The sequence below is a fragment of the Mycobacterium sp. genome (assembly GCF_965229265.1).
Lineage (GTDB): Bacteria > Actinomycetota > Actinomycetes > Mycobacteriales > Mycobacteriaceae > Mycobacterium.
This window is the reverse complement of record NZ_CBDDIY010000013.1, coordinates 1,191,159-1,212,509: the sequence shown is the minus strand read 5'-3', so window position 1 is coordinate 1,212,509 and position 21,351 is coordinate 1,191,159. Positions and strand designations below refer to the sequence as shown.

Sequence of the window (21,351 nt, the reverse complement as noted above, 5' to 3'; positions counted from 1 at the left end):
TCGCGGCGATCGATTTTGCCCACCGGCAATCTCGCCACTTCTTTTGATGCCCGAAAGGCACAATGCAAACCGAAACAACCTTCGCCGACCTCGGCGTGCCTGCACCGTTGGTGCGCGCACTCGCGGCCGACGGCCTTGTTCATCCTTTCCCTATCCAGGTTTCCACCCTGCCCGACACATTGGCAGGGCGCGACGTCTTGGGCCGCGGTAAGACCGGCAGCGGTAAGACGCTGGCGTTCTCCATCCCGCTGGTCGCTAGGCTGTCCAACGGCGGCACTCGCCGGGCATCACGGCCCTCAGGCCTGGTGCTCGCGCCGACCCGCGAGCTGGCCACCCAGATCACCGCCGCGCTGCAGCCGCTGGCTGAGGCGTCCGGGTTGCGTGTCACCACGATCTTCGGCGGTGTGCCCCAGAACCGCCAGGTCAAGGCGCTGCAAGCCGGCGTCGACATCGTGGTGGCCTGCCCGGGCCGGCTCGAAGACCTGATGCGCCAACGCCTGATCACCCTCGACGCCGTCGAGGTCACCGTGATCGACGAGGCCGACCATATGGCCGACCTCGGCTTCCTGCCCGGCGTCACCCGCATCCTGGCCGCCACTCCCGGCGGCGGGCAGCGGCTGCTGTTCTCGGCCACGCTGGACAACGGCGTCGACAAGCTGGTCAAGCGCTTCCTGCGCAACGAGGTGTCCCACGCCGTGGACTCCGACACCTCGCCGGTGGCAGCGATGACCCATCACGTGTTCCACGTGGCCAGCGCCGACGCCAAAAAGCAACTGGTGCACACCTTGGCCTCGGGTACCGGGCGCCGAATCTTGTTCCTGCGCACCAAGCATCACGCCCGCAAGCTGGCGAAGCAGTTGACCGAGGCGGGTATCCCGTCAGTTGACTTGCACGGCAACCTCTCTCAACCCGCACGTGACCGCAACCTGGCGGCGTTCACCGCCGGCACGGCGCGCGTACTGGTGGCCACCGACATCGCCGCGCGCGGTGTCCACGTCGACGACGTGGAACTGGTGGTTCACATCGACCCGCCCGCCGAGCACAAGGCCTACCTGCACCGCTCCGGGCGCACCGCCCGGGCCGGACGGGCCGGCGACGTGGTGACGGTGGTACTGCCTGAGCAGCGCCGCGACACCCAGGCGCTGCTGCGCAAGGCCGGCATCTCCGCTACGCCTCAGCAGGTGTCCGCGGATTCGGAGTCGGTCCAGGCACTCGTCGGCGAGGTCGCCCCTTACCAGGCACCCGTCGCCGCTGCGGCCGTCGCGCCGCCGCGTCGTACATCGCCGCCGCGGCACCCACGGGGTGCCGGACGTGGGGGCCAGACCGGACAAGCCGGTCGGCGCCGCTCCCGTCGGCCGCATTCCGCGGTTGGCACCACATAGATTTCGTCCCGGCGGACCCGCCGGGGCGAGCACCGGATGTCTCTCGTAGACATCCACCTGATGAAAGAAGAAAGACAGATGGCACAGGGAACTGTGAAATGGTTCAACGGCGAAAAGGGCTTCGGCTTCATCGCTCCTGACAGTGGCGATCAGGATCTGTTCGTCCACTACACGGAGATCCAGGGCAGCGGCTTCCGCTCGCTCGAGGAGAACCAGCGTGTCCAGTTCGAAATCGGCCAGGGACCCAAGGGTCCTCAGGCGACGCAAGTCTCCGCGGTCTGATCGAACCTCAAACCACCTAAGGGCTGGTACGGCAATGCCGTACCAGCCCTTTGCGTTTGATCAGCGGGTGGGAGTTTTGACCGCCGGCTTGTCCGGCGTGGGTGCCACCGCGGACGCGCTCTGCTCCGCGGCCGCACGCACCAGCCGGTCAGCGGCGGAGTATTCGGCGGTGTCGTGCTCTTCGGCGAAGATCGGCATCGACGCCGCCCGGCGCAGGACCATCCGGCCCAGCGCCGGCGTCGTCATGTTCGGAACGACCAGCAACCGGGCGCACGCCGTTCGTCCGACGACGACCATGATCCGCTGACGGCTGTCATTCCAGCGCATGTTGCGCATCGCAGCCGACGATTGGGCGTCCATAATCGGCGCACCTGCGGTCGCCGACCAGTTGATCGTGATGTCGACGATCTCGCCCAACGTGGCGTGCAGACAATCGATGAGTTCCGGCAGCTCGCTGGCCAGCGAACTGGTGTGCGGCCACCACGCGCCGTCGATGGCCCCACCGAGCTGCGAATTAAGGGTGAGTCGTACCGGGCTCGCGGTGCGCCGCGCTCCGCGCATGCCGTTCACAACGAGGCCGAATGTGGCGTGTCGCGATCGGAGAAAACCGGGTTTGGCACCGGGCCAGGCTTCTTGTCGTAGACAGCCTCGGCGATCTCAGCGGGCTCGGAAAACAGGTCGGAGTGCTCCATTGCGGGTCCTCACGAATCGGTAGGTGGATCCGTGGGGCATGACGACTGCTCTAACGAAACGGACCACTACCGACATTACACCCGGGGTGCCCGTCGCGGCGCCCGGCGGCGCTCAGCGCGGCGCCGGTTCGACGAGCTCTCGCATCGTGTCGCAGATCGTGGTGAGCGTGCGCTTGTCACGGGTGGACAATGTCAGCACGAACGCGCCCTGGATGAGGGCCAGCACGGCGTCGGCGAGCTCGTCGCTGCTTCGGTCCCGGCGGATGTCGCCGCGCTCCTGCCCGGCCGCGAGCACAGCCGATACGTGCGTCTTCCACATGAAGATCTGCGCGGCCAGCTGCTCGCGGAAGACGTCAGAGGTCGCGGCGACCTCGGTGGAGAACTTGCCGGTCAAGCACGCCGTCTGGAAGCCGGATTTGATGAAGATCTGTGCCATGTCCTTGAAGTAGCCAGTCATCTGGTCGGCGGTGGACAGGTTCTTCTTGGCCGCCCATTTGGTGAACATGTCGCCCTGGAAGGTGATGTAGCGGTCCAGGACTGCTTGACCGAAGACATCCTTCGATCCGAAGTGGTGGTAGAAGGAGCCCTTCGGGACGCCGGCCTCGGCGAGCACCGCGTCGATGGTGGTTCCGTGAAATCCGTTCTCGTAGAACAGCTTCATCCCGGCGCGCAGCAGCCGCTCTTTGTGCGGGAGGACCGCCTCCTGCTGGATCGTCATTCGAGCCGCCTTCGAACACGCCGGTGGGGGAACTCACCCACTATAGGTGCGGTCCAGCTGCGATTAGACCGAGTGGGCTAGACCACATTGCCTAGACTGAACCGTCTAGACGATTTAGTCTAGCGCTCGGTGGCCAATCGAGCGGAGGAACCCATGGGTACGGCAAAGCTGCACGTGACCGGCGACGTCGCGATAGTCAGTAGCACGTGATGGTCGCCATCGGGGCCGGCCCACTCTCGCCGGTGCGGCTCCTGGCTCGCTTGCTGGCGGCGGTGCGATCACCGGTTGGCGACCACCCCGCACCCCGAGTGCGAGCAGCGCCCTATCCGCCGCGGCGAGCGAACTTCGTCGAGCAAGCGTCGATGTCGCGGGAGATGTACCGGCTCTGAGCCGGAACCACTCTCGACGCGGATACAGACGCCGACATAGGGCGTAGGGTTGAGCAGGCGGGACCAATCTGGCCCGCATTAACAGAGTGGCCAGTGATGTCGGATAAGTCCCCTCGCCAAACCATGACGAAGAAAACCGGTAAGTCCCTGAAAGAGAAGCGCGCCGCCAAGCACGCCAAGGCGGACCAGGCCTCCCAGACAGAGGCCGTATTTCATGCCAAAAAGCACTGAGGGACAACCACTTTCGCTGGGTGTGCTGGCGCATTCGCGCAAAAAGAACGAGCGCCGGCTACCCATCCACCCCGGGCATTTCGACCGGATCGACCATCACCTTCGGCAACGGATCTTTCTTGAGCACGGTTACGGCGAGCACTTCGGCGCCTCCGATGACGCGCTGGCAGGCCTGGTCGCCGGGATGAGGCCCCGCGAGCAGCTGATCGACGAATGCGACGTCATTCTGCTGCCGAAGGTACAGGCCGAAGACCTCGCGGATATGAAAGTCGACCAGGTGGTCTGGGGCTGGCCGCATTGCGTCCAGGACACCGCACTGACGCAGGCCGCCATCGACCGGAAGTTGACCATCATCGGCTTCGAGGCGATGAACCATTGGAATTCCGACGGCTCATTCGCGCTGCATGTGTTCCACAAGAACAACGAACTCGCCGGTTACTGCTCGGTGCTGCACGCCATGCAGCTGGCCGGTATCACCGGCAGCTATGGCCGACGGCTGCGGGCCGCGGTCATCGGTTTCGGCGCAACCGCCCGCGGCGCGGTGACCGCACTCAACGCCCACGGCGTCGACGATGTCCGGGTGCTCACCAACCGGGAAGTTGCCGCGGTCGGTTCACCGATCCACTCCACTCAAATTTTCAAGATGCGACAGGACACCGACGCCCCGGCACGCACCTGGGCCGACACCCCCGATGGTCCGGTCGCGGTCGCGGAATTGCTGGCCGGAAACGACATCGTCGTCAACTGCGTCCTGCAGGATCCCGAGGCACCGCTGGTGTTCGTTACCACCGATGAGCTGGACGCATTCGCACCGGGCAGTCTGATTGTCGACGTCTCGTGCGATGCCGGCATGGGCTTCAGCTGGGCCCGGCCAACCTCGTTCACCGAGCCGGTGATCGAAGTCGGCCCCGGCGTGCACTACTACGCGGTCGACCACAGCCCGTCCTACCTATGGAATTCGGCGACCTGGGAGATCAGCGAGGCGCTGTTGCCGCACATCGCGACCCTCCTGGCCGGACCACCCGCCTGGGATGCGAGCCAGACCATCAACCGGGCAATCGAGATTCGTGACGGTGTCGTCCTGAACCCAACCGTCTTGTCGTTCCAGCACCGCCTGGCGACCTACCCGCACGCCGTCTCGTCGTAGGGCTGCCTCACCCCGATTGCCGCGACTAGCCACCCGGCTGGGCCAGGCCGGCAAGCAGAATGTCTAGGGCCAGATCGAGTTCGGCGGAGCCGTCATAGGAGCCCAGTGCCGGGGCCAGCGCACGCACGTGGGGAAACTCGGTGATCGCCAGCCGGTGCAGGCCCAGGCGCAGGACATCGTCGGTCTCGTCGGGACGCTCGATGACCTCCTGGAGTTCAGTGAGGATGTGGCCGTGCAGATAGCCGAACAACATCCGGTAGATGCGCAGCGCCTCCTCGCCGCTGAAGCCGACGGAGGTAAGTAGCGCGAGCACGTCCTCCAAGGGGCGCAGCATCCCGGGCGGGCGCCGTCCGAGCGGAGTGGCCAGCGGACGAGTCACCAACAGCGGCACAATGTTTGGGTGCACCAAGGCCAGCCGGCGGAAGTCGTGGGCGAGGGTCCGCAGTTGCGCGGCCCAGTCCGAATCGGCGGTATCCACCCGCAGCTGCCCAAACACGGTCTCCGCGATGCCGTCGAGCACCGCCGCCTTGTTGGGCACGTGCCGGTACAGCACCGTGGGGTCACGGCCCACCTCCTCGCTGAGGCGGCGCATCGACAATCCCTCGACCCCGTCACGATCCACGATCCGCACGGCACATTCCAGGATCAGCGCGCGGCTGACCGGAACGTCGTGACGGTCGGCGGCCTCGTGGGGCGCGACGGGTGACTTAGGCATGAGGCGACGACTCCCTTCCGGGTCAAGCCCACACTGTACGTCAACGCTGAATGTCAACAGTGTTGACATTCGCCTTCGTGGGGCGTGTACTTGAGGTCTACTACGGGATCAGAGGCACTGAAATGCTCGTCATCATCGGATTGATCGTCATGTTCGTGGCCGTGATCGTGGCGATCGTCGGCGTGCTGAGCAACGCAGGGCCGAACCATCTGCTCAGCGATAGCTTCTCCGTGTTCGGCTACCACGTCACCGGGTCGACCGGCACGTTGTTCCTGTTCGGCATCGTGGTCGGCGCCGTGGCGGCGATCGGGCTCGGCCTGCTGCTCGCCGGTGCGCGGCGCACCGCAGCCCTCGCGCACGACGCCCAGCGCGACGCCCGCCGCTACCGGCGTGAGACGGCGTTCATCAACCGCGAACGCGACACCCAGCTCGATCATCAGCCGCCGTTGCTCGAGGGAACCCAGCTCCCCGAGACCGACGACCGGACCATGATCGGCACGTTACGGGCCAAGCTGCGATGACCTCGACGAATCGCACCGACAACCAACTCCCCGCGCCACCCGCCCACACCCCGCGGCTGCGGCTGAAACCCAAAGCACCCCACGTCGGATTCGTCGACGGGGCGTGGTGGCCACACAGCGCCGATCTGAGCACGGAGCTGCCCGACCTGCTGGCGGTCCTGTCGGCGCGACTGGGGACCGTCGACCGCGTTGTGTACCAGCCCGGCGACTGGACCACCGCTGCGCCGACGATGGCCCTCGACGCACATTCGGTGCGCCTGGACGGGCACCGCCTCCAACCACCGAACACCATCGAAGTCCACGGACCCGGCCCCAGCAAGATCGTTCTGCTGGTCGTCGCGGCCCACACCGACGAGGACCGCGCGCACGCCACCATGATGGCCGCGGCAAACCCGGACGACGACACCAGCGTCGACGGCTTGCTGACGGTGAGCGTGCCCACGACGGATGCTCGCGCGCCGAAAACCGTCGCGCAGACCCGATGGGAAGACGAAGGCGGATCCCTGCCCGAATGAGGGCTGGGGGCGCCCTACCCGATCGACACCAGCTGATCGATCGAATCCCGGGGCAGATCACCGTCGACGATCGCCATGACCTGCAGCCTGTTCAGCGCGATCGCGCCTTTGTGGTTGTCCAGGAAGGCGGTATCCGCCGCGTCACGACCGGTAGCAATGCGCACCAGGCTCTGGCGCGGCGCCAGCACCGTACCGTCGACCACCCGCCACTGCCCACTGACGTACGCCTCGGCGACAGCATGGAAGTCCATCGGGTAGAGCCCCGGTGCGTACACCGAGACGACGCGGGCGGGCACATTGACCGCCCGCAGCAGGGCCACGACCAGGTGCGCGAAGTCGCGGCACACGCCAGCGCCGGCAAGCAGCGTATCCACCGCGCCATCGATCGGATCACTCGAGCCGGGCACATAATTCAATCGGGTGCCCACCCACAGCGAGACCTTCTCGAGGAGCGCCTCCGAATCAAGATAATTGCCGAATTCGGTTGCGGCGAAGCCGTAGAACTTATCGGCCTCCGCGTACCGGCTCGGCCGTAGGTACATCGACAGGTCGTACTCGGTCACCGGGGCAGGCTCGGTCCGGCCCGTGACGGTCGCCTCGTAGGCGACCCGCAGCGTGCCTACCGGAACGTCGAGTTTGTGGATGCGGTTGCCGTGCGTGCCGCTGATCTCCAGCGCTGAGATGGGCGATCCGTTCAACACGAACGACAACGCCTCCGACACCGTGGTCCCCGGGTGCGGTGCGACGGCGATCTGGAACTCCAGAGTCGTCGGGCCGAGAATCTCAACCTCGAGTTCAGCCCCCACCTCACGCCGCATAGGGCCAATCATGCACCGTCCGAACGTTCAGCGCTGAAGTCGCTCAGACTCAGGTGGCCGCCACAGGGCAACGGCAGCGGTGTCATCGCACCCCGAGTGCTGCCATCAGCTCGGGCAGCGCGACGGTGGCGAAGCCGATCGCGGCGTCGGCGAATCCGTACGGCAATACCAGAGTGTCGGCGTGAACGATTGCGCCACAGGAATATACGACGTTGGGCACGTATCCGTTCGACTCATCTGCCGCGGGACTCAGCAGCGGCTCCCGCAACCGGCCCAGCACTTTGGTGGGGTCGTCGAGGTCGAGCAGCACGGCTCCGATTCGGTAGGTGCGCATCGGGCCGACACCGTGGGTGAGGACCAGCCATCCAGCATCGGTCTCGATCGGTGACCCGCAGTTGCCCAGCTGCAGGACCTCCCACGCCGCGACCGGGCTTTGCCACACCCGCGCGTCCGTCCAGACGAACGGATGATCGGAGAACGCGACCGAGTTCGACTCCCGATCGGCTCGTGACAAGGCGGCGTACCGGCCGTTGATGCGACGGGGAAACAGTGCCAAACCCTTGTTCGCCGCGGCCCGTCCGACCATCGGCCTGGAGGTGAACGACCGGAAGTCGGCGGTCTGCAGTAACTGCTGGCTGATGTGGGAGCCGCTGTAGGCGGTGTAGCTGGCGTAGTAGGTGCTCGAGCCGTCGTCCTCGACGAAGCGAACGAAGCGCGCGTCCTCCATACCGGCGGCCTCGGCATGCATCTCCGGCCACAACACCCGTTCGGAAATCGGGATGCGATGAGGGAATTCGATGGAATAACTCCGGTCGGCGATAGCCCGGATCTCGGCGATGGTCTGCTGGGCCCGGCCTCGCGTGGCCCGGTGGGACTGGAGGATGCTGAGCCTGCCCTCCAGATCGGCTCGGGTGAAACGCTCGCCGAGCGCGCTGAAGACGTAGCTCGCCGCCTCGCCCGCATCGTCGAGCCGGCTCAGTTCGGTGCGGAAGATCACGGCGTCGAGCAGGGTCGGCTCCGTCCCCCCGACGGTGGCCAGCGCAGCAGCTTGGTCCAGACGTGGGCTCCCGTTGGCATCGATCACACCCGTCCGGAAGCCGATCGAGGATCGGTGCCCCTCCCCGACACCCCGTACGCTCATCACGAAGCGCAGGCTGCCCGGAGGTATTCCGCCCTGGTCGGGGGATGCCACGATGCTCGGGTTGCACAGCGCAGCCCCCTCAATCGCATACTCACTGGTAAATGTGGCACCCAGTAACAACATTCGCGCTTCGGAAAGCCGCTCGTCGGGGCGCAGCCGATCGGCGAGCTCGCGCGCATGTCGGCGGAAGATACCGCCCAGATCGCGGTGCCGGCTGTCGAATCTGGTGATGACATCGTCGAGCGAGGACAGCACCTCGTCCTCGGTCAGTGCGAGAATGCGCGCCAGCACCGCTCCCGCACGTGAATCCTGATGCTCGAAGCCTTCTTGCCCGGGTACGAACAGCCGGGTGATCACCCGGGACGGATCGGCCAGCAGCCGCTGCGGAGCGCGCTTGATGAGGCTTTCCTTCATCGACGTCATCTCTGCAGCAGCGATATTCGCTGCGCGTGCTGCAGGGTCGAGATGACGGCCAGGGTCGACTCGGCACCCTGGTTGCGGTTGACGCCGTCGGCGCACAACCCGTCGAACCCGGCGCCGGTTTCCGGATTCCACATCAGCTGCCCGGAGTCGTTGGTGCCGTCGAACCACGCGGCCGCGGCGCGAACCCCGTCGGGCCATATCGCGGCGGGGTCGATGGCCGCGGCGCGTGCGCACGCGTCGGCCAGCGTCGAGACCTCGATCGGCTGCTGATCGAAGGCGGGACCGTGCTCGCCCGGGCCCCTTCCGGCCACCGGTGTCGGGGACAGGTGATCGCCGGCGGTTTCGACATCGAGCAGCCAGGCCAGTAACTCCAGGCCACGCTCCCACAGTTTCGGTGCTTCCAGCGACACGCCCGCCGCGATGATCGCCTCGGCGAGCACCGCGTTGGCATAACGGAGTCGCGGCTCGGGCCACGGCCAGGCGGCGTCACCGTTGGGGGTGGGCAGCGCGATGGCGTAGTCGGTGACGAGCTTGCGGGCGGCCGGGTGATCGGGGTGGGCCGTCAGGACCTCAGCGGCGCCGAGCACCGCGAAAGCCATTGCGCGGGGCCAGGGCGAGCGCGCCTGGGCGGCCCGCTCGAACTGGACGAGCGCCGATTTACGCACCCAGACGACGTCGCTGTGCGCCACCGCCGTGCCCAGCCCCCACAGGCATCTGCCCCAGCTGTCCTCGAGGCCTGGCTGGTCTACCCATTTGCCCGCGGCGTCCATCCGGTTGCGGCACGAGCCGGTGAGGGCTTGAGCGTCGCCCAGGAACCGTAGGGCCACTCCGGCGAGGTGGTTGACCGGGCCGGACGAATCCGGCTGGCGGGTGGTGGCGACGAGCACCCGGGCCATGTCGTCGGTGCAATACCCGTGCTCGGGTCGTGGTTGGTCCAAGCACGCGTGCTCGAAGGTTCCGCGGTGATCGGTCATCCGGAGCAGATGGTCCAAGACCGGAGCCGAGCTGCCGCCGCTCACACCAGAGCCGATGTGGTGGAACAAAGTCGTTGCGCGAGAAGCAGGTAGTCCTTGGCCACCACTGGCCAGGCCATCGCCGGCGCCAACTCGCGCGCTCGGGCCGCCATGCTCCCGGCCAGACGCGGTTGTGTCAGAACCAGATGCAGCGCGGACCGCAGCGCATCGGTATCCCCGTGCGGCACAACGATCCCGGTTCCGTCGCCGAGCAGCTCGACGGCATGCGGGAATGCAGTGGCCACCACCGGCCGGCCGTTGGCGATCGCGTCGACCAGCACACCCGAGGTCACCTGGTCGGTGGAGTCGTAGGGCAAGACCACCACCGCGGCGGACTGAACCAGCGCACTGAGCGAGCGGGTGTCACGGAAAGCGGCGTCGAAGCTCACCGAGTCGGCAACGCCGCGCAGTTTGGCTCGTTCCTGAAGCGCGCCTCGGTAGGCGTCACCATCGGCGGCAAGCACTTTCGGGTGGGTGCGACCGGCAATCAGATAGCGCGGACGACCCGGTAGCTCGTGCAGCGAATCCATGGCATCGATGACGCGCTCGATACCCTTACCCGGTCCCAATAGGCCCCACGTCAACACAGTCGGACGACCGGAGCGCTTCACCTGGACGTTGCCGAACACGGCGGCACCGTGCGGGATGACGGCGATCTTCCGGCGGTCGATGTCGTAGCCCTCGCTGAGCCGGGCGTGCGCTGCCGCGGTCATCACCACAACCTGATCGGCGAGACCCGCGATCGTCTCCAGCACCCAACGCTGCTGCGGCGTCGGGTCTTTCAGGACCGTATGGGCAACGACGATCGAGGGCACCCGAAGCCCGCGCAGGATGTCGATGACTTCATCCCCGTCGGTCCCGCCATAGATGCCGTACTCGTGTTGCACGACGGCGACCTCGGATTGATTGAGCAGTTCAGCGCAGGCTGCCACCGATGCCGGCGAGCCGTTGATCAGCTCCCCGATCACCTGAGTGTCGTCGCTGGCCGGCCCGTCGGCGATCCGGACGACGGAGACGTCAGAACCGTTCGCGCGCAGCCCTTCGGACAGGGCGGCACTGAAAGTAGCCAGCCCACACGCTGTCGGCGGATACGTGCTGAGGATGCCGATGCTCGGCATGCCCGAAACGCTCCGATAAGCGCTAGCGGGCAGCGATGGAAGGACAGAAAGACGATTCAAGGTGGTCCCGCCTGGCGGTAGTCACCGACGTGCCCGGCGTGAGCGGATGCTCGGTAAGTTCAGCGGCGGACGGCCGACTTATCCCGGACTGGCTGGAATTCCAACACCCCCAACGTTACACCGCGGGGCCCGGTGACGTGCGGGCACGGGCGCGGCGCACCGCTTCGTCGACCAGGCCCTGGGCGACCTCCACCAACTTGCGTTGCTCGCGTTGACTGATCGCCCGCAGCTGATCGAGCGCATCCTCCGAGCTGAGTCCGGTCCGTCCCCGGATGAGGCCGACCGCTTGGTCGATTGCCGGTCTGGTCAGGAGCGCGGCCTGCAAACGCTCGGTCAGCACCTGGGCCTGCGCAAGAACCTGGGCATTGTGCACGGCAACGGCCGCCGGGGTGGCGAACAGCTCTGCGAGGTCGGCGGCGTGCTCGTCGAAGGCACCCTTGCCGCAGGCGTAGACACTGATCGCACCGACGACCTGGTCGGCCACTACCAGCGGCAGCGCGAGCACGCTGTGCACTCCGAGCCTGCCGGCCCGCGGACCGAAGCGAGGCCACCGCTTGTCGCCCCCCAACGACCCGGACCGTACCGCGCGGCTCTCCCCCACCGCGGTGATGGCCGGTCCCTCGTGCACGGTGACGTATTGGATCCGGTCGCATTCCGCCGCGAACGCGGCGCCGGCCGACGCCGCGGCCGCCACGTCGGCCGGTTGACCGGGTCGCAACAGCGCCACCCCGACGCCGTCTGCACCAGGGATCGCGCGCACCGCGACCCCTGCGACATCGGCGAGTGATTCGGGTAGCGAACGGCTGCCGGCCACCAATCCCGCGAGCTCGCCGATACCGGCCCGCAAGTTGGCGTCGTCGTCACCGAGTTGGCTGAACTCCCCCATCCAAGACCTGCACTCACATTCGTTTCAGCGCTGGCGACCGGGCCGAAGCATGACCGGCGCCCGGATGTGTTCACTGTATTCGACTCGTAATCTGGCCAGGGCAGCATCCTGGCGGTGATTCCCGCGTACAGTCGCTCGTACCGGGACCGACGTCAGGCCCCCAATCGAAGGGCCGAATGTGTCCGACAAATCCCCGCGCCAAGCAATGGCGAAGAAGTCCGGTAAGTCGTTGAAAGAGAAGCGTGCCGACAAGCGCGCCAAGTCCGACAGCTCGACGAGCGACAACATTTTCACCTCCAAGGGCCGCTGAACGACGCTCAGTTTCACTGGCGGACAACGACTTCGCCACCGGCCACCCCAGCCGGGCTGCACGGCCGAAGACAGGAGCCTGTCATGGCGCCAGCGGTACACCGCTCGTCGATCGGCTGGAAACAACCCCCGCCCCGACAGACCCCCCGGCTGCGCCTGAAGCCGAAGGGCGCCAATACCGGCCGGGTCGACGGCGCTTGGTGGCCACACAGCGAAAACCTCGAGGCGGAGATCCCGGACCTGCTTGCGGTCTTGTCGGTAAGGCTCGGCCCCATCAGCTACGTGCTGTACCGGATGACCGAGTGGATCAAGGCCCGCAGCACCATGCCGATCGGCGAACGGTTCGTCCGCCTCGGCGGGCACCACCGCCAGCCGAGCAATACCGTTGAAGTCCGGGGCCTTGGCGGCCGAAAAGTCATCCTGCTGGTGGTTCCCGCCACGACGGGCCCAGACCGGGCGCACGCGATCATGATGGCCGCCGCCGCACCCGACAACGCCGCCACGGTCGACGAGCTGCTGGCGACCGGCGCCGGCGGCTAGTTGCGCCGGCTCGCTGTCCCCTGATCGGGGGACAGCGCAGTCAACCGGGAAGTTCCGCCGCCTGGCCGATACCCGTGATCGTCGTCACTGGCGAGGATTGCACCATGGAAAACCGCCAGGGAACCCGGAACACGATGCGCCGGGTCGCGCTCGCCAGCTACGTCGGCTCGGCGATCGAGTTCTACGACTTCTTCATCTACGGGACCGCCGCCGCCCTGGTGTTTCCCATCGTGTTCTTCCCGCATCTCAGCCCGCTGATGGCCAGCATTGCCTCGCTGGGCACGTTCGCGGCTGCGTTCCTGTCCCGGCCGATCGGCGCTGCCGTCTTCGGGCACTTCGGTGATCGCATCGGGCGTAAGAACGCGCTCGTCGTCACCTTGGTGATCATGGGCGCATCCAGCATCGGGGTCGGGCTGATCCCCAGCACCGAGGTGATCGGGGTGGCCGCGCCGCTGCTGCTGATCGCCATGCGGCTGCTGCAGGGCTTCGCCGTCGGCGGCGAGTGGGCCGGCGCGGCGCTGATGAGCGCCGAGCAAGCCCCGAACGGCAAGCGCGGCTACTACTGCATGTTCACCCAGCTGGGCCTCGGCACGGCTCTGGTGCTGGCCAACCTGGTTTTCCTCGGCGTGCACGGGGCCTTCGGCTCGGCGGATTCGGCTTTCCTACAATGGGGTTGGCGGATCCCGTTCCTGCTCAGCGCGGTGCTGCTCGCCGTGGCGCTCTACGTCCGCCTGCACGTTCAGGAGAGCGCGGTGTTCACCGAGGCCGCCAGCGCGGGTCATGCCGGTGTTCCGATCGCCGAGGCGGTGCGCCACCAGGGTCGCGAGGTGGTCCTGGCCGCCGGCGCGGTGGTCGGAATGTTCATGCTGGCCTTCCAGGCGGGAACGTACTTCCCCAACTTCGCCGAAACCCACCTGCACTACTCCGAGGACCTGATCCTGCTCGTCGGGGTCCTCGGGGGCCTGTGCTCGATCGTGACCGTCGCCGCCGCGGCGACGCTCAGCGACACCTACGGGCGGCGGCGGGTGCTGGCACTCGGATCGGGGTTGGCCCTGCCGTGGACGCTGGTCGTCTTCCCGCTGATCCAGTCCGGTGACCCGGTTCGCTACGCGGTGGCCATCGTCGGCACCTACGCCATCATCGGAGTCATGATGGGCCCGTTGGCCGCGTTCATCCCGGAGATCTTCGCCACCCGGTACCGCTACACCGGCGCCGGACTGTCCTACAACATCGGCGGCATCCTGGGCGGTGCGCTGCCACCGGTGCTGTCGCCGATGCTGCTGTCGTCCTGCGGCAGCTGGTCGATCACGGCGATGATGGCCGGCTTCACGGTGGTCAATCTGGTCTGCGTGCTGATGCTGACCGAGACCGCCGGACGGGGCCTCGGCGTGCTGCAGACCACCGCCCCGCGCCTTGCGGTGCTGGCACGGGGCGCCGTCGGGCCGGTCGCCTCCTAACCGCGTTCGGATGCCACGACATCGGCTGCATTGCACCGTCCCCGGTGGTGCAGTTCGATGTCGGCGGCGAAGGTACGCAGTGCGCTGCGGACCATCCGCGCGGTTCCGTCGGGATGCCGGCACGATCCGCGGCCGTCGACCAGGCGGGTGATACGCCGGATCTCTTTCACCAGAGGGTCATTGGCGCGGCCGTAAGCCAGTTCGTCGAGTAGCTCGGCCAGGCGGGGCAACCCGTTGCGGCACGGGCCGCACTGCCGGGCGCTTTCGCCGGCCAGGTATCCGGCGATCTCGGCGGTGCGGGCCAGGCCGCATTCGGTCATGCCCAGCGCGTGGATGATGCCGGCACCCGGGCTGGCGCCCAGCGACTTCAGGCCCGAGCGCGAAAGTCGCGTCCCGGCGAATGCCGAAGCGGGGAGCCAGCTTCCGTGATAGCCACCAATGAGGACGGCAGGCACCGCCCGGGGATCAAGCAGATCGGTGAGCAGCGTGCCGGTGGGTATCTCGGCAACCCCCTGGTTGTCCAGGGCACCGGAAAGGGTGACCAGCATGGTGCCCGGGTCGTCCTCGTCGCCGACCGCGGCGAACCACTCCGGCCCGAACCGCGCGATCAACGCGATGTGGGCCAGCGTTTCCACGTTGTTGACCAGGGTGGGCCGTCCGCGCACCCCGGAGACGGCCGTGAGCACGACCCGGTCGCGAGGCAGGGCCGGTCCGCCTTCGATGTGGCGGACGGCGGCGGACTCCTCGCCGGCGACGAACCGGTCCGGGGCCTCGACGACGATGACGTTGTGTGGATCCAGCCCCGCCGTCCGCCGCTCGTCGAGGGCGGCACGCACCGGCCCAACAGCGTCGGCGTGCACATACAGGTAGGCGGTGCCCGCGCCGACGGCCGCGGCGGCGGCGTCGAGCCCATCGAGAACCAGGTGTGGCGCCCGGCTCAGCAGCAGCGCGTCCTTGCGACTCAACGGCTCACCCTCGGCGCCGTTGCCGACGACAACGGGTTTGGCGCCGGTGACCGCCGCGATTTTGCGCCCGGCGGGGAAGCCAGCCCCGCCACGGCCCGACAGCCGGGCGGCGTCGAGGGCCGAAATCAGTTTCGCCCCATCGATATCGGGGAGGACGCCGAAGTGCTCGTGATGATCCACGAGTGACGGTCCGGGCGCGGCGAGCAGCCGTGGCGTTCTAGACATCGGCGTACTCACTGAAGTTGGCGCGCAGCCGCCACACCAGGGCACCGGCGACCAACACCGCGCAGCAGCCCGCGAATGCCAGGAACCAGATCCGGCCGGTGTCGGTGCCATTGCCCAGTGCATGCGCCATCGAGATGGGCCACAGGGCATACGTCGCCCAGTGCACGACGCGGAAGACCCGCGGGCCGAGTCGGGCACGCAGCAGGCCGGTGACCACCACGACGATCAGCACGTCGACGGCCACTGTGCCCAGGCCCTGCCAGAACGGCCGGTAGGCGCCCAGGAACGGCACGACGAAGTCGATGAGCCGCAGCTTGGCGTAGGGATCCAGGAACAGCAAGCCCATGTGCAGCGCCGCCAACAGCGTCGCGGCCAGCGCGACGAAGCGGTGGACGTCGGAGACCGCGAACCGCGGCAGCACGATCAGCGGGCGGCCCGACCGGGTGGCGATGCCCAGCGCCACCGACACGGTCATGAAGGCCAGCGCGACGATGCCGTTGCCGCGTCCGAGTGCCCACAACGCTTCGCTGGTCATGATCCGCGGGAGACCGTGACATGCGGGGAGAAGTTGTTGCCACCGGAGGTGGTGCCGCCGCCGGACGGGACATGACTCTGGCGGATCGGGAAGGCCGGCTGGGCCTTCGTCGCGGGCGCCGCCGCGGCGGGCGCCTGCTGCTGCACGGTCGGCTTCGGGGTGTAGGTCTGCTTGGGCGGCGTGTAGGTCTCCACCGGCGCCTGGGTCTGCACCGGAGCCTGGGTGGCGACCGGCGCTGGGGTTTCCACTGGCGCCGCGGGCGGGGCGGGCGCCTCCGGGGCCGGCGGGGCAGGCGGCGGATCCAGGGCCGGCGGGGCAGCCGGCAGGTTGACGGCCGGATCGGAGATTGCGGTGTCGGCAGCAGGGATTTCCGCGGCGGGCTTCACGGTGTCGCCGTAGGCCAGGGCGGACGCGCCGGCCACTCCGGCGATCCCGATACCGGCCAACGCCCATGAGGTGAGGGCCGCCCGGCGAAATCCGGAACGAGGTGATTGCATGCCGTCGATGGTGACGGGCAGTTCTTTAAGGGCTCAAAGAACTGGCTATGCCCCGGGTCAGTTCGCCCACCGCGCGGCGGATTGTGACGAAAGACCCCGTCGCCCGTCGGCGATGACGTGACATTCTTGGAGCCGTGAGCACCTGGGACGACACCACCGAGAGCGGCGACTACAGCGTCGAAGACGACAACCAGCTCCAGCCGGAGGACACGCTGGACGACCGCGGCGTCGACGACATCCTCGACGAGGGCATTTCGCCTCCCGAACGCCCGTACGCCAAAACGGTCCTGGACCATCCCGGCCCCGAAACCCTCGACGAGCTGCTGGCTGAGGAGGAGCCCGACCCGGTGTCGCGACTCAACAACGTGCTCGACGAGCTCGAGCAGGAACCCGCCGACGACTCCGAGTTCCCCGAGGACGATGAGGTCGGCCGAGCACGGTCGGGGCGGCTGGTGGCCCCCGACGCGGGGTTCGGCGAGGATGACGACTCCGAGGCGTTCGCCACCGACGTCGGCATCGACGGCGGTGCGGCATCAGCCGAGGAGGCCGCCATGCACGTCATCGACGACGAAGGCTAGGGCGCCGCAGAACGCTCAGCGGGACGAAAGCCGGCGGCAACAATCGCCTGCGAGTCATCGACCTTGACCGTGTCGGCGCGGTACGGTCGATGGGGCTGACCCACCAGCCTCCCGGCAACGTCACGGCGACGACCTCCAAACCCACCGCACCGCCAACCCGGCCCGACGTAAGCCGACCGACAGTCCTGGCGAGCTTCGGGGCGCGCACCCGATCTGCGGCAGCCCACTGAGCAGCCTGCTCCGGCTCGACCTCGCGGAGCAGCCCGCCCGCGGCGGCAACACCGCACGTCGCGCCGCTGCGCGGATGCAGAAGGAAGGCTCCATGAGCCAGTTCACCGAGACGATGTTCCGAAACGCCCGGTGGAGCATGAACGGAATGGTCACCGGGGACCCGCACGCACCGGTCCGGCACACGTGGGCCGAGGTGCACGAGCGCGCCTGCCGAATCGCCGGTGGCCTGGCAGCCACCGGCGTCGGCTACGGCGATGCTGTGGCTGTGCTAGCCGGGGCTCCAGTCGATATCGCGCCCACCGCGCAAGCCATCTGGATCCGAGGCGCCTGCGTCACGATGTTGCACCAACCGACGCCGCGTACCGACCTGCAGCGCTGGGCAGAGGAGACCATGGCGGTGATCCACATGATCGGCGCCAGAGCCGTCGTCGTCGGCGTGCCGTTCCTACCGGCCGCACCGCTGCTGACCGAACTCGGCATCCAGGTCATGATCGTCGACGAACTCCTACAGGCCAGGCCCGTCCGGCAGATCGACACCTGCGACGACGACCTTGCCCTAATGCAGCTGACCTCGGGCTCGACCGGATCGCCCAAGGCCGTTCAGATCACCCATGCCAACGTCGTCGCCAATGCCGAGGCGATGTTCGCCGGCGCCGACGTCGACATGGATTCCGACGTGATCGTCAGCTGGTTGCCCTGCTTCCACGACATGGGCATGACCGGCTTCCTGACCGTGCCGATGTACTTCGGTGCGGAGTTGGTCAAGGTCACTCCAATGGACTTTCTCCGCGACAACCTGTTGTGGGTCAAGCTGATTGACAAGTACAAGGGGACGATGACCGCGGCCCCCAACTTCGCCTACAACCTGTTGGCAAAGAGACTGCGCAGCTTGGCGTCGCCAGGCCAGTTCGATTTGTCGTCGCTGCGGTGGGCGCTCTCCGGCGCCGAGCAGGTCGACCCCGCCGACGTCGAGGACCTGTGCGCTGCCGGCGCACCCTATGGGTTGCGGCCCGAGGCGATCCTGCCGGCCTACGGCATGGCCGAGACGACCGTCGCGGCGTCGTTCTCCACCTGTGGCATCGGCATGGTCGTCGACGAGGTCGACGCCGACCTGCTGGCGGTCCTGCATCGAGCCGTGCCAGCGACCGAGGGCAACATCCGTCGCCTGGTGACACTGGGCCGCTTGTTGGATGGGCTGGAGGCCCGCATCGTCAGTGAGGGCGGCGCCGTGCTCCCTACCCGCGGCGTCGGTGTGATCCAGGTTCGCGGAGAACCCGTGACACCCGGCTACACCACCGTCGCCGGGTTCATCTCAGCGCAGGACGACCAAGGCTGGTACGACACCGGCGACCTGGGCTACCTGACCGAGAACGACGAGATCGTCGTGTGTGGCCGGGTGAAGGACGTCATCATCATGGCCGGGCGCAACATCTACCCGACCGACATCGAACGAGCCGCCGCCCGTGTCGACGGCGTCCGGCCGGGCTGCACGGTGGCCGTCCGCCTCGATGCTGGTGATTCTCGCGAATCATTCTCTGTCGCAGTGGAATCCAAGGAATTCGGCGACCCCGACGAGGTCCACCGCATCGAGCGGCAGGTGATCCACGAGGTCGTGGCTGCAGTTGATGTCCGGCCACGCAATGTGGTGGTTCTCGCCCCCGGGGTCATCCCGAAGACACCATCGGGAAAGTTGCGCCGGGCACACACCGTGAGCCTCGTCAGCTGACCGCTGCCGCTGGTGCGGCGCGGAGCCTTCCCCGAGGCCGTGCCACCCGCCTCCCCTCGTTGGCCGCAATCGCTGGGATGGGCGCCAAGCCCGGCGGCACCGGGACCGGCCAGCACCGCGTTGCGCAGGTAGACTCTGAAGCGCTGGCCCAACAGCCGGCCCGGACCGGCATCCCGCTTCCACGACGCCGCGAGCACCCGCTCACCGCCGGGCACGTCCTCCAACCTCGTTGTGGCTCAACCGCGCAGCGACCGCCTTTTCGAGGACCCTCATCGCCATCACAGCAGTCGCCGAGTATGCGCATCTGAGCCGCCGCGATATCGACGCGCTCGCGGCAGCGCTCGATGCGATCCGTTCCGAAGTCGAGGACTCTCGCGGTGCACGTGACGCCGCCTACATCCGTCGCACCATCCTGTTCCAGCGGGCCCTGGATGCCGGGGCCCGGCTGCTGATCTTCGGTAGCCGCTCGCGCGCCGGGTGGGGGCTTGGAGTCGCGGCGCTAGCCGTGGCCAAGAGCATCGAGAACATGGAGATTGCCCATAACGTCGTTCACGGGCAATGGGATTGGATGAACGATCCCGAGATCCACTCGACTACGTGGGAGTGGGACATGGCCGGTCTCAGCTCGCAATGGCGGTACTCGCACAACTACCGCCACCACGTATTCACCAACGTCGTCGACGTCGATGACGACCTCGGCTTCGGCATCATGCGGGTGACCCGCGACGTGGCGTGGCGTCCGCGCAACCTGATGCAGCCGGTGCGCAACCTGCTCCTGGCCGTCATCTTCGAGTGGGGCATCGCGCTGCACGGCCTGCACTCCGAACATGAGCGCGCATCGAGCCCGGCCGAGCGCTCGGCCCAGACGCAGGCGTTCAAAGCCAAGATCAAACGCCAGGTGATCAAGGACTACGTCCTGATTCCCGCTCTCAACGGACCTCGCTGGCGACGGGCATTGACCGCCAACGTGGCCGCCAACATCGTGCGCAATCTGTGGGCCTACGCAGTGATCTTCTGCGGGCATTTCCCCGATGGCGCGCAGACATTCACCGTCGAGGCCATCCAGCAGGAAACCAAGGGCGACTGGTACCTGCGGCAGATGCTCGGCAGTGCCAACTTCACAGCCGGGCGGGTGCTGGCGTTCCTCAGTGGCAACTTGTGCTACCAGATCGAACACCACCTGTTCCCCGACCTGCCCAGCAACCGCTATGCCCAGATCGCCCGGCGGGTGCGGGCGCTGTGTGACACCTACGGGCTGCCCTACACAACGGGATCGCTGCCGCGCCAGTTCCTCCAGACCCAGCGGACCATCCTGCGGCTGGCGTTCCCGGACCGTCGGGTCAATGCCGCGCCCGAAGGTCCTGTGCGGCAGCGCAGCTGACTTCCAGCGCTACCAGACCCGGATCCAGTCGATGAGCATGTTCGCCGGATAGCTGCCCGGACGGGGATCGCCACCGCCGGAGCCGGCGACCGCGAGGTCGAACACCGGGAACATCTGGTAGCCGGGGTCATTGAACTGCCAGTCCGGCAGCGAGCGCGCCGGCACGGTGAAGTAGGGCGCCGCGCCGTCGACGTAATCCCGCCAGAACCGCATGCCGGCGTCGTCCCATTGGACCCGCCAGGTGTGCCAGGCACTGTCGACGACGATGGTCTGGCTGACGTGTTCACCGCCGTTGAGCTTGGCGTGCACGGCGGTTCCGGGTGCCCACTTGCCGTTGCCGTACCACTCCATGACGTCGACTTCGCCGCCGTTGACCGGACTTTCGTTGGACAGGTACCAGGCCGGCCAGCAGCCGGGGGTCAGGCAGTCCAGCTTCATCCGCGCTTCCCAGGTGTGGCCGATCCCGCCGTTCCACTTGCCGAAGATCTTGCCGCTGTAATAGGTCGGCCCGTCTTTGGCGGCGTGGAAGACGAGGTTGGAGTTGCCGTCGAGGTAGACGTTGCGGCGGTCGTCGCGGTACTGGCCGACGTGCTCGGGCAGCTCCCAGTAGGTCGGGTCCTCCATCGTCTCCCGGGCCAGAGCGACGGTCCACTTCGACGTGTCGGGGGCCGAGCCGGCCGGGCCGTCGAACTCGTCGTGGAACAGGTAGTTCCCAGCTGCGGGGGGCGGCGCCTGGGGCTTCGACGGGGCGGCGTGCGCCGATGGCAGTCGGACAGCGGCTGCGAGCAGACCAAGCCCCGACGTCATCAGCATGTGGCGGCGATCCATCACCCCATACAAGCCGCATCGCCGGACG

Annotated in this window: 24 protein-coding genes; 11 read left to right on the top strand and 13 right to left on the bottom strand. The window is 67.4% G+C overall.

All coding sequences use genetic code 11. The features are described from left to right. Positions 1-62 precede the first annotated feature (62 nt). Both ADBZ9K_RS27770 and ADBZ9K_RS27765 read left to right on the top strand, forming a co-directional pair. Positions 63-1,382 carry a DEAD/DEAH box helicase gene (locus tag ADBZ9K_RS27770; RefSeq protein WP_526625568.1) on the top strand — a complete coding sequence of 440 codons (1,320 nt, stop codon included), beginning with the start codon at positions 63-65 and terminating at the stop codon, positions 1,380-1,382. 78 nt (positions 1,383-1,460) lie between these two features. Further along, entirely contained in the window at positions 1,461-1,664 is a 204-nt protein-coding gene (locus ADBZ9K_RS27765) for a cold-shock protein (RefSeq protein WP_135427886.1), read from the top strand. A gap of 60 nt (positions 1,665-1,724) precedes the next feature. Here the strand turns inward: ADBZ9K_RS27765 and ADBZ9K_RS27760 are convergent, their stop codons facing one another. The 3 genes from ADBZ9K_RS27760 to ADBZ9K_RS27750 all read right to left on the bottom strand — a co-directional run bounded on the left by ADBZ9K_RS27760 (position 1,725) and on the right by ADBZ9K_RS27750 (position 3,074). Then, entirely contained in the window at positions 1,725-2,225 is a 501-nt protein-coding gene (locus ADBZ9K_RS27760; protein WP_526625566.1) for a DUF5994 family protein, read from the bottom strand. Between the two features lie 5 nt (positions 2,226-2,230). Continuing rightward, positions 2,231-2,356 (bottom strand): hypothetical protein, encoded by a 126-nt coding sequence (locus ADBZ9K_RS27755; protein WP_526625565.1) that lies wholly within the window; start codon positions 2,354-2,356, stop codon positions 2,231-2,233. Between the two features lie 112 nt (positions 2,357-2,468). Then, positions 2,469-3,074: a TetR/AcrR family transcriptional regulator gene (locus ADBZ9K_RS27750; protein WP_526625564.1), complete on the bottom strand. Its 606-nt coding sequence runs from the start codon at positions 3,072-3,074 to the stop codon at positions 2,469-2,471. A gap of 603 nt (positions 3,075-3,677) precedes the next feature. Here ADBZ9K_RS27750 and ADBZ9K_RS27745 point away from each other — a divergent pair. Next, complete coding sequence (locus ADBZ9K_RS27745) at positions 3,678-4,841, top strand: N(5)-(carboxyethyl)ornithine synthase (RefSeq protein WP_526625562.1); 1,164 nt, start codon at positions 3,678-3,680, stop codon at positions 4,839-4,841. A 25-nt stretch (positions 4,842-4,866) separates the two neighbouring features. On the opposite strand, the gene ADBZ9K_RS27740 is transcribed toward ADBZ9K_RS27745, so the two are convergent. Beyond that, a complete protein-coding gene (locus ADBZ9K_RS27740; RefSeq protein WP_526625560.1) occupies positions 4,867-5,556 on the bottom strand; it encodes a TetR/AcrR family transcriptional regulator in 690 nt (229 codons plus the stop codon). Positions 5,557-5,633: 77 nt separating this feature from the next. Here ADBZ9K_RS27740 and ADBZ9K_RS27735 point away from each other — a divergent pair, with 77 nt between their 5' ends. Together ADBZ9K_RS27735 and ADBZ9K_RS27730 are read left to right on the top strand one after the other, a co-directional pair. Further along, positions 5,634-6,077: a hypothetical protein gene (locus tag ADBZ9K_RS27735; RefSeq protein WP_526625559.1), complete on the top strand. Its 444-nt coding sequence runs from the start codon at positions 5,634-5,636 to the stop codon at positions 6,075-6,077. Continuing rightward, positions 6,074-6,592: a DUF5994 family protein gene (locus tag ADBZ9K_RS27730; protein WP_526625557.1), complete on the top strand. Its 519-nt coding sequence runs from the start codon at positions 6,074-6,076 to the stop codon at positions 6,590-6,592. The genes ADBZ9K_RS27735 and ADBZ9K_RS27730 overlap by 4 nt, the downstream gene beginning before the upstream one ends. Positions 6,593-6,606: 14 nt before the next feature. Here the strand turns inward: ADBZ9K_RS27730 and ADBZ9K_RS27725 are convergent, their stop codons facing one another. The 5 genes from ADBZ9K_RS27725 to ADBZ9K_RS27705 all read right to left on the bottom strand — a co-directional run bounded on the left by ADBZ9K_RS27725 (position 6,607) and on the right by ADBZ9K_RS27705 (position 12,051). Further along, positions 6,607-7,410, bottom strand: coding sequence for a transglutaminase-like domain-containing protein (locus tag ADBZ9K_RS27725; RefSeq protein ID WP_526625555.1), 804 nt, complete (start codon positions 7,408-7,410; stop codon positions 6,607-6,609). Between the two features lie 82 nt (positions 7,411-7,492). Beyond that, positions 7,493-8,974 (bottom strand): glycoside hydrolase family 130 protein, encoded by a 1,482-nt coding sequence (locus ADBZ9K_RS27720; RefSeq protein WP_526625554.1) that lies wholly within the window; start codon positions 8,972-8,974, stop codon positions 7,493-7,495. Beyond that, positions 8,971-9,948, bottom strand: a complete 978-nt coding sequence (locus ADBZ9K_RS27715) for a glycosyltransferase (RefSeq protein ID WP_526625552.1) — start codon at positions 9,946-9,948, stop codon at positions 8,971-8,973. Before ADBZ9K_RS27715 ends, ADBZ9K_RS27720 begins: the two co-directional genes overlap by 4 nt. A 41-nt stretch (positions 9,949-9,989) precedes the next feature. Further along, positions 9,990-11,105: a glycosyltransferase gene (locus tag ADBZ9K_RS27710; RefSeq protein WP_526625551.1), complete on the bottom strand. Its 1,116-nt coding sequence runs from the start codon at positions 11,103-11,105 to the stop codon at positions 9,990-9,992. 175 nt (positions 11,106-11,280) lie between these two features. Beyond that, positions 11,281-12,051: a GAF domain-containing protein gene (locus tag ADBZ9K_RS27705; protein WP_526625549.1), complete on the bottom strand. Its 771-nt coding sequence runs from the start codon at positions 12,049-12,051 to the stop codon at positions 11,281-11,283. A gap of 178 nt (positions 12,052-12,229) precedes the next feature. Here ADBZ9K_RS27705 and ADBZ9K_RS27700 point away from each other — a divergent pair, with 178 nt between their 5' ends. The 3 genes from ADBZ9K_RS27700 (at position 12,230) to ADBZ9K_RS27690 (ending at position 14,357) form a co-directional block, all read left to right on the top strand. Beyond that, positions 12,230-12,361: a hypothetical protein gene (locus tag ADBZ9K_RS27700; RefSeq protein WP_526625548.1), complete on the top strand. Its 132-nt coding sequence runs from the start codon at positions 12,230-12,232 to the stop codon at positions 12,359-12,361. An 83-nt stretch (positions 12,362-12,444) separates the two neighbouring features. After that, entirely contained in the window at positions 12,445-12,900 is a 456-nt protein-coding gene (locus ADBZ9K_RS27695; protein WP_526625546.1) for a DUF5994 family protein, read from the top strand. Between the two features lie 104 nt (positions 12,901-13,004). Then, positions 13,005-14,357, top strand: coding sequence for an MFS transporter (locus tag ADBZ9K_RS27690; protein WP_526625544.1), 1,353 nt, complete (start codon positions 13,005-13,007; stop codon positions 14,355-14,357). Here ADBZ9K_RS27690 and ADBZ9K_RS27685 read toward each other — a convergent pair. The 3 genes from ADBZ9K_RS27685 to ADBZ9K_RS27675 are packed head-to-tail and all read right to left on the bottom strand — an operon-like array spanning position 14,354 to position 16,579. Then, complete coding sequence (locus tag ADBZ9K_RS27685; protein WP_526625542.1) at positions 14,354-15,547, bottom strand: NADH-ubiquinone oxidoreductase-F iron-sulfur binding region domain-containing protein; 1,194 nt, start codon at positions 15,545-15,547, stop codon at positions 14,354-14,356. The genes ADBZ9K_RS27690 and ADBZ9K_RS27685 overlap by 4 nt on opposite strands. Beyond that, complete coding sequence (locus ADBZ9K_RS27680; protein ID WP_526625540.1) at positions 15,540-16,082, bottom strand: ferric reductase-like transmembrane domain-containing protein; 543 nt, start codon at positions 16,080-16,082, stop codon at positions 15,540-15,542. Before ADBZ9K_RS27680 ends, ADBZ9K_RS27685 begins: the two co-directional genes overlap by 8 nt. Continuing rightward, the gene (locus ADBZ9K_RS27675; RefSeq protein WP_526625539.1) at positions 16,079-16,579 is read right to left on the bottom strand and encodes a hypothetical protein; all 501 of its coding nucleotides are present in this window, start codon (positions 16,577-16,579) and stop codon (positions 16,079-16,081) included. The genes ADBZ9K_RS27680 and ADBZ9K_RS27675 overlap by 4 nt, the downstream gene beginning before the upstream one ends. A 134-nt stretch (positions 16,580-16,713) precedes the next feature. Here ADBZ9K_RS27675 and ADBZ9K_RS27670 point away from each other — a divergent pair, with 134 nt between their 5' ends. The 3 genes from ADBZ9K_RS27670 (at position 16,714) to ADBZ9K_RS27660 (ending at position 20,495) form a co-directional block, all read left to right on the top strand. Then, the gene (locus tag ADBZ9K_RS27670; protein ID WP_526625537.1) at positions 16,714-17,157 is read left to right on the top strand and encodes a DUF5709 domain-containing protein; all 444 of its coding nucleotides are present in this window, start codon (positions 16,714-16,716) and stop codon (positions 17,155-17,157) included. 322 nt (positions 17,158-17,479) lie between these two features. Beyond that, on the top strand, positions 17,480-19,114 hold the full coding sequence (locus tag ADBZ9K_RS27665; RefSeq protein ID WP_526625535.1) for a fatty acyl-AMP ligase: 1,635 nt from the start codon (positions 17,480-17,482) through the stop codon (positions 19,112-19,114). A 271-nt stretch (positions 19,115-19,385) separates the two neighbouring features. Beyond that, a complete protein-coding gene (locus tag ADBZ9K_RS27660; RefSeq protein WP_526625672.1) occupies positions 19,386-20,495 on the top strand; it encodes a fatty acid desaturase family protein in 1,110 nt (369 codons plus the stop codon). A gap of 9 nt (positions 20,496-20,504) precedes the next feature. On the opposite strand, the gene ADBZ9K_RS27655 is transcribed toward ADBZ9K_RS27660, so the two are convergent. Then, positions 20,505-21,323 (bottom strand): glycoside hydrolase family 16 protein, encoded by an 819-nt coding sequence (locus tag ADBZ9K_RS27655; protein WP_526625533.1) that lies wholly within the window; start codon positions 21,321-21,323, stop codon positions 20,505-20,507. Positions 21,324-21,351: the final 28 nt, after the last annotated feature.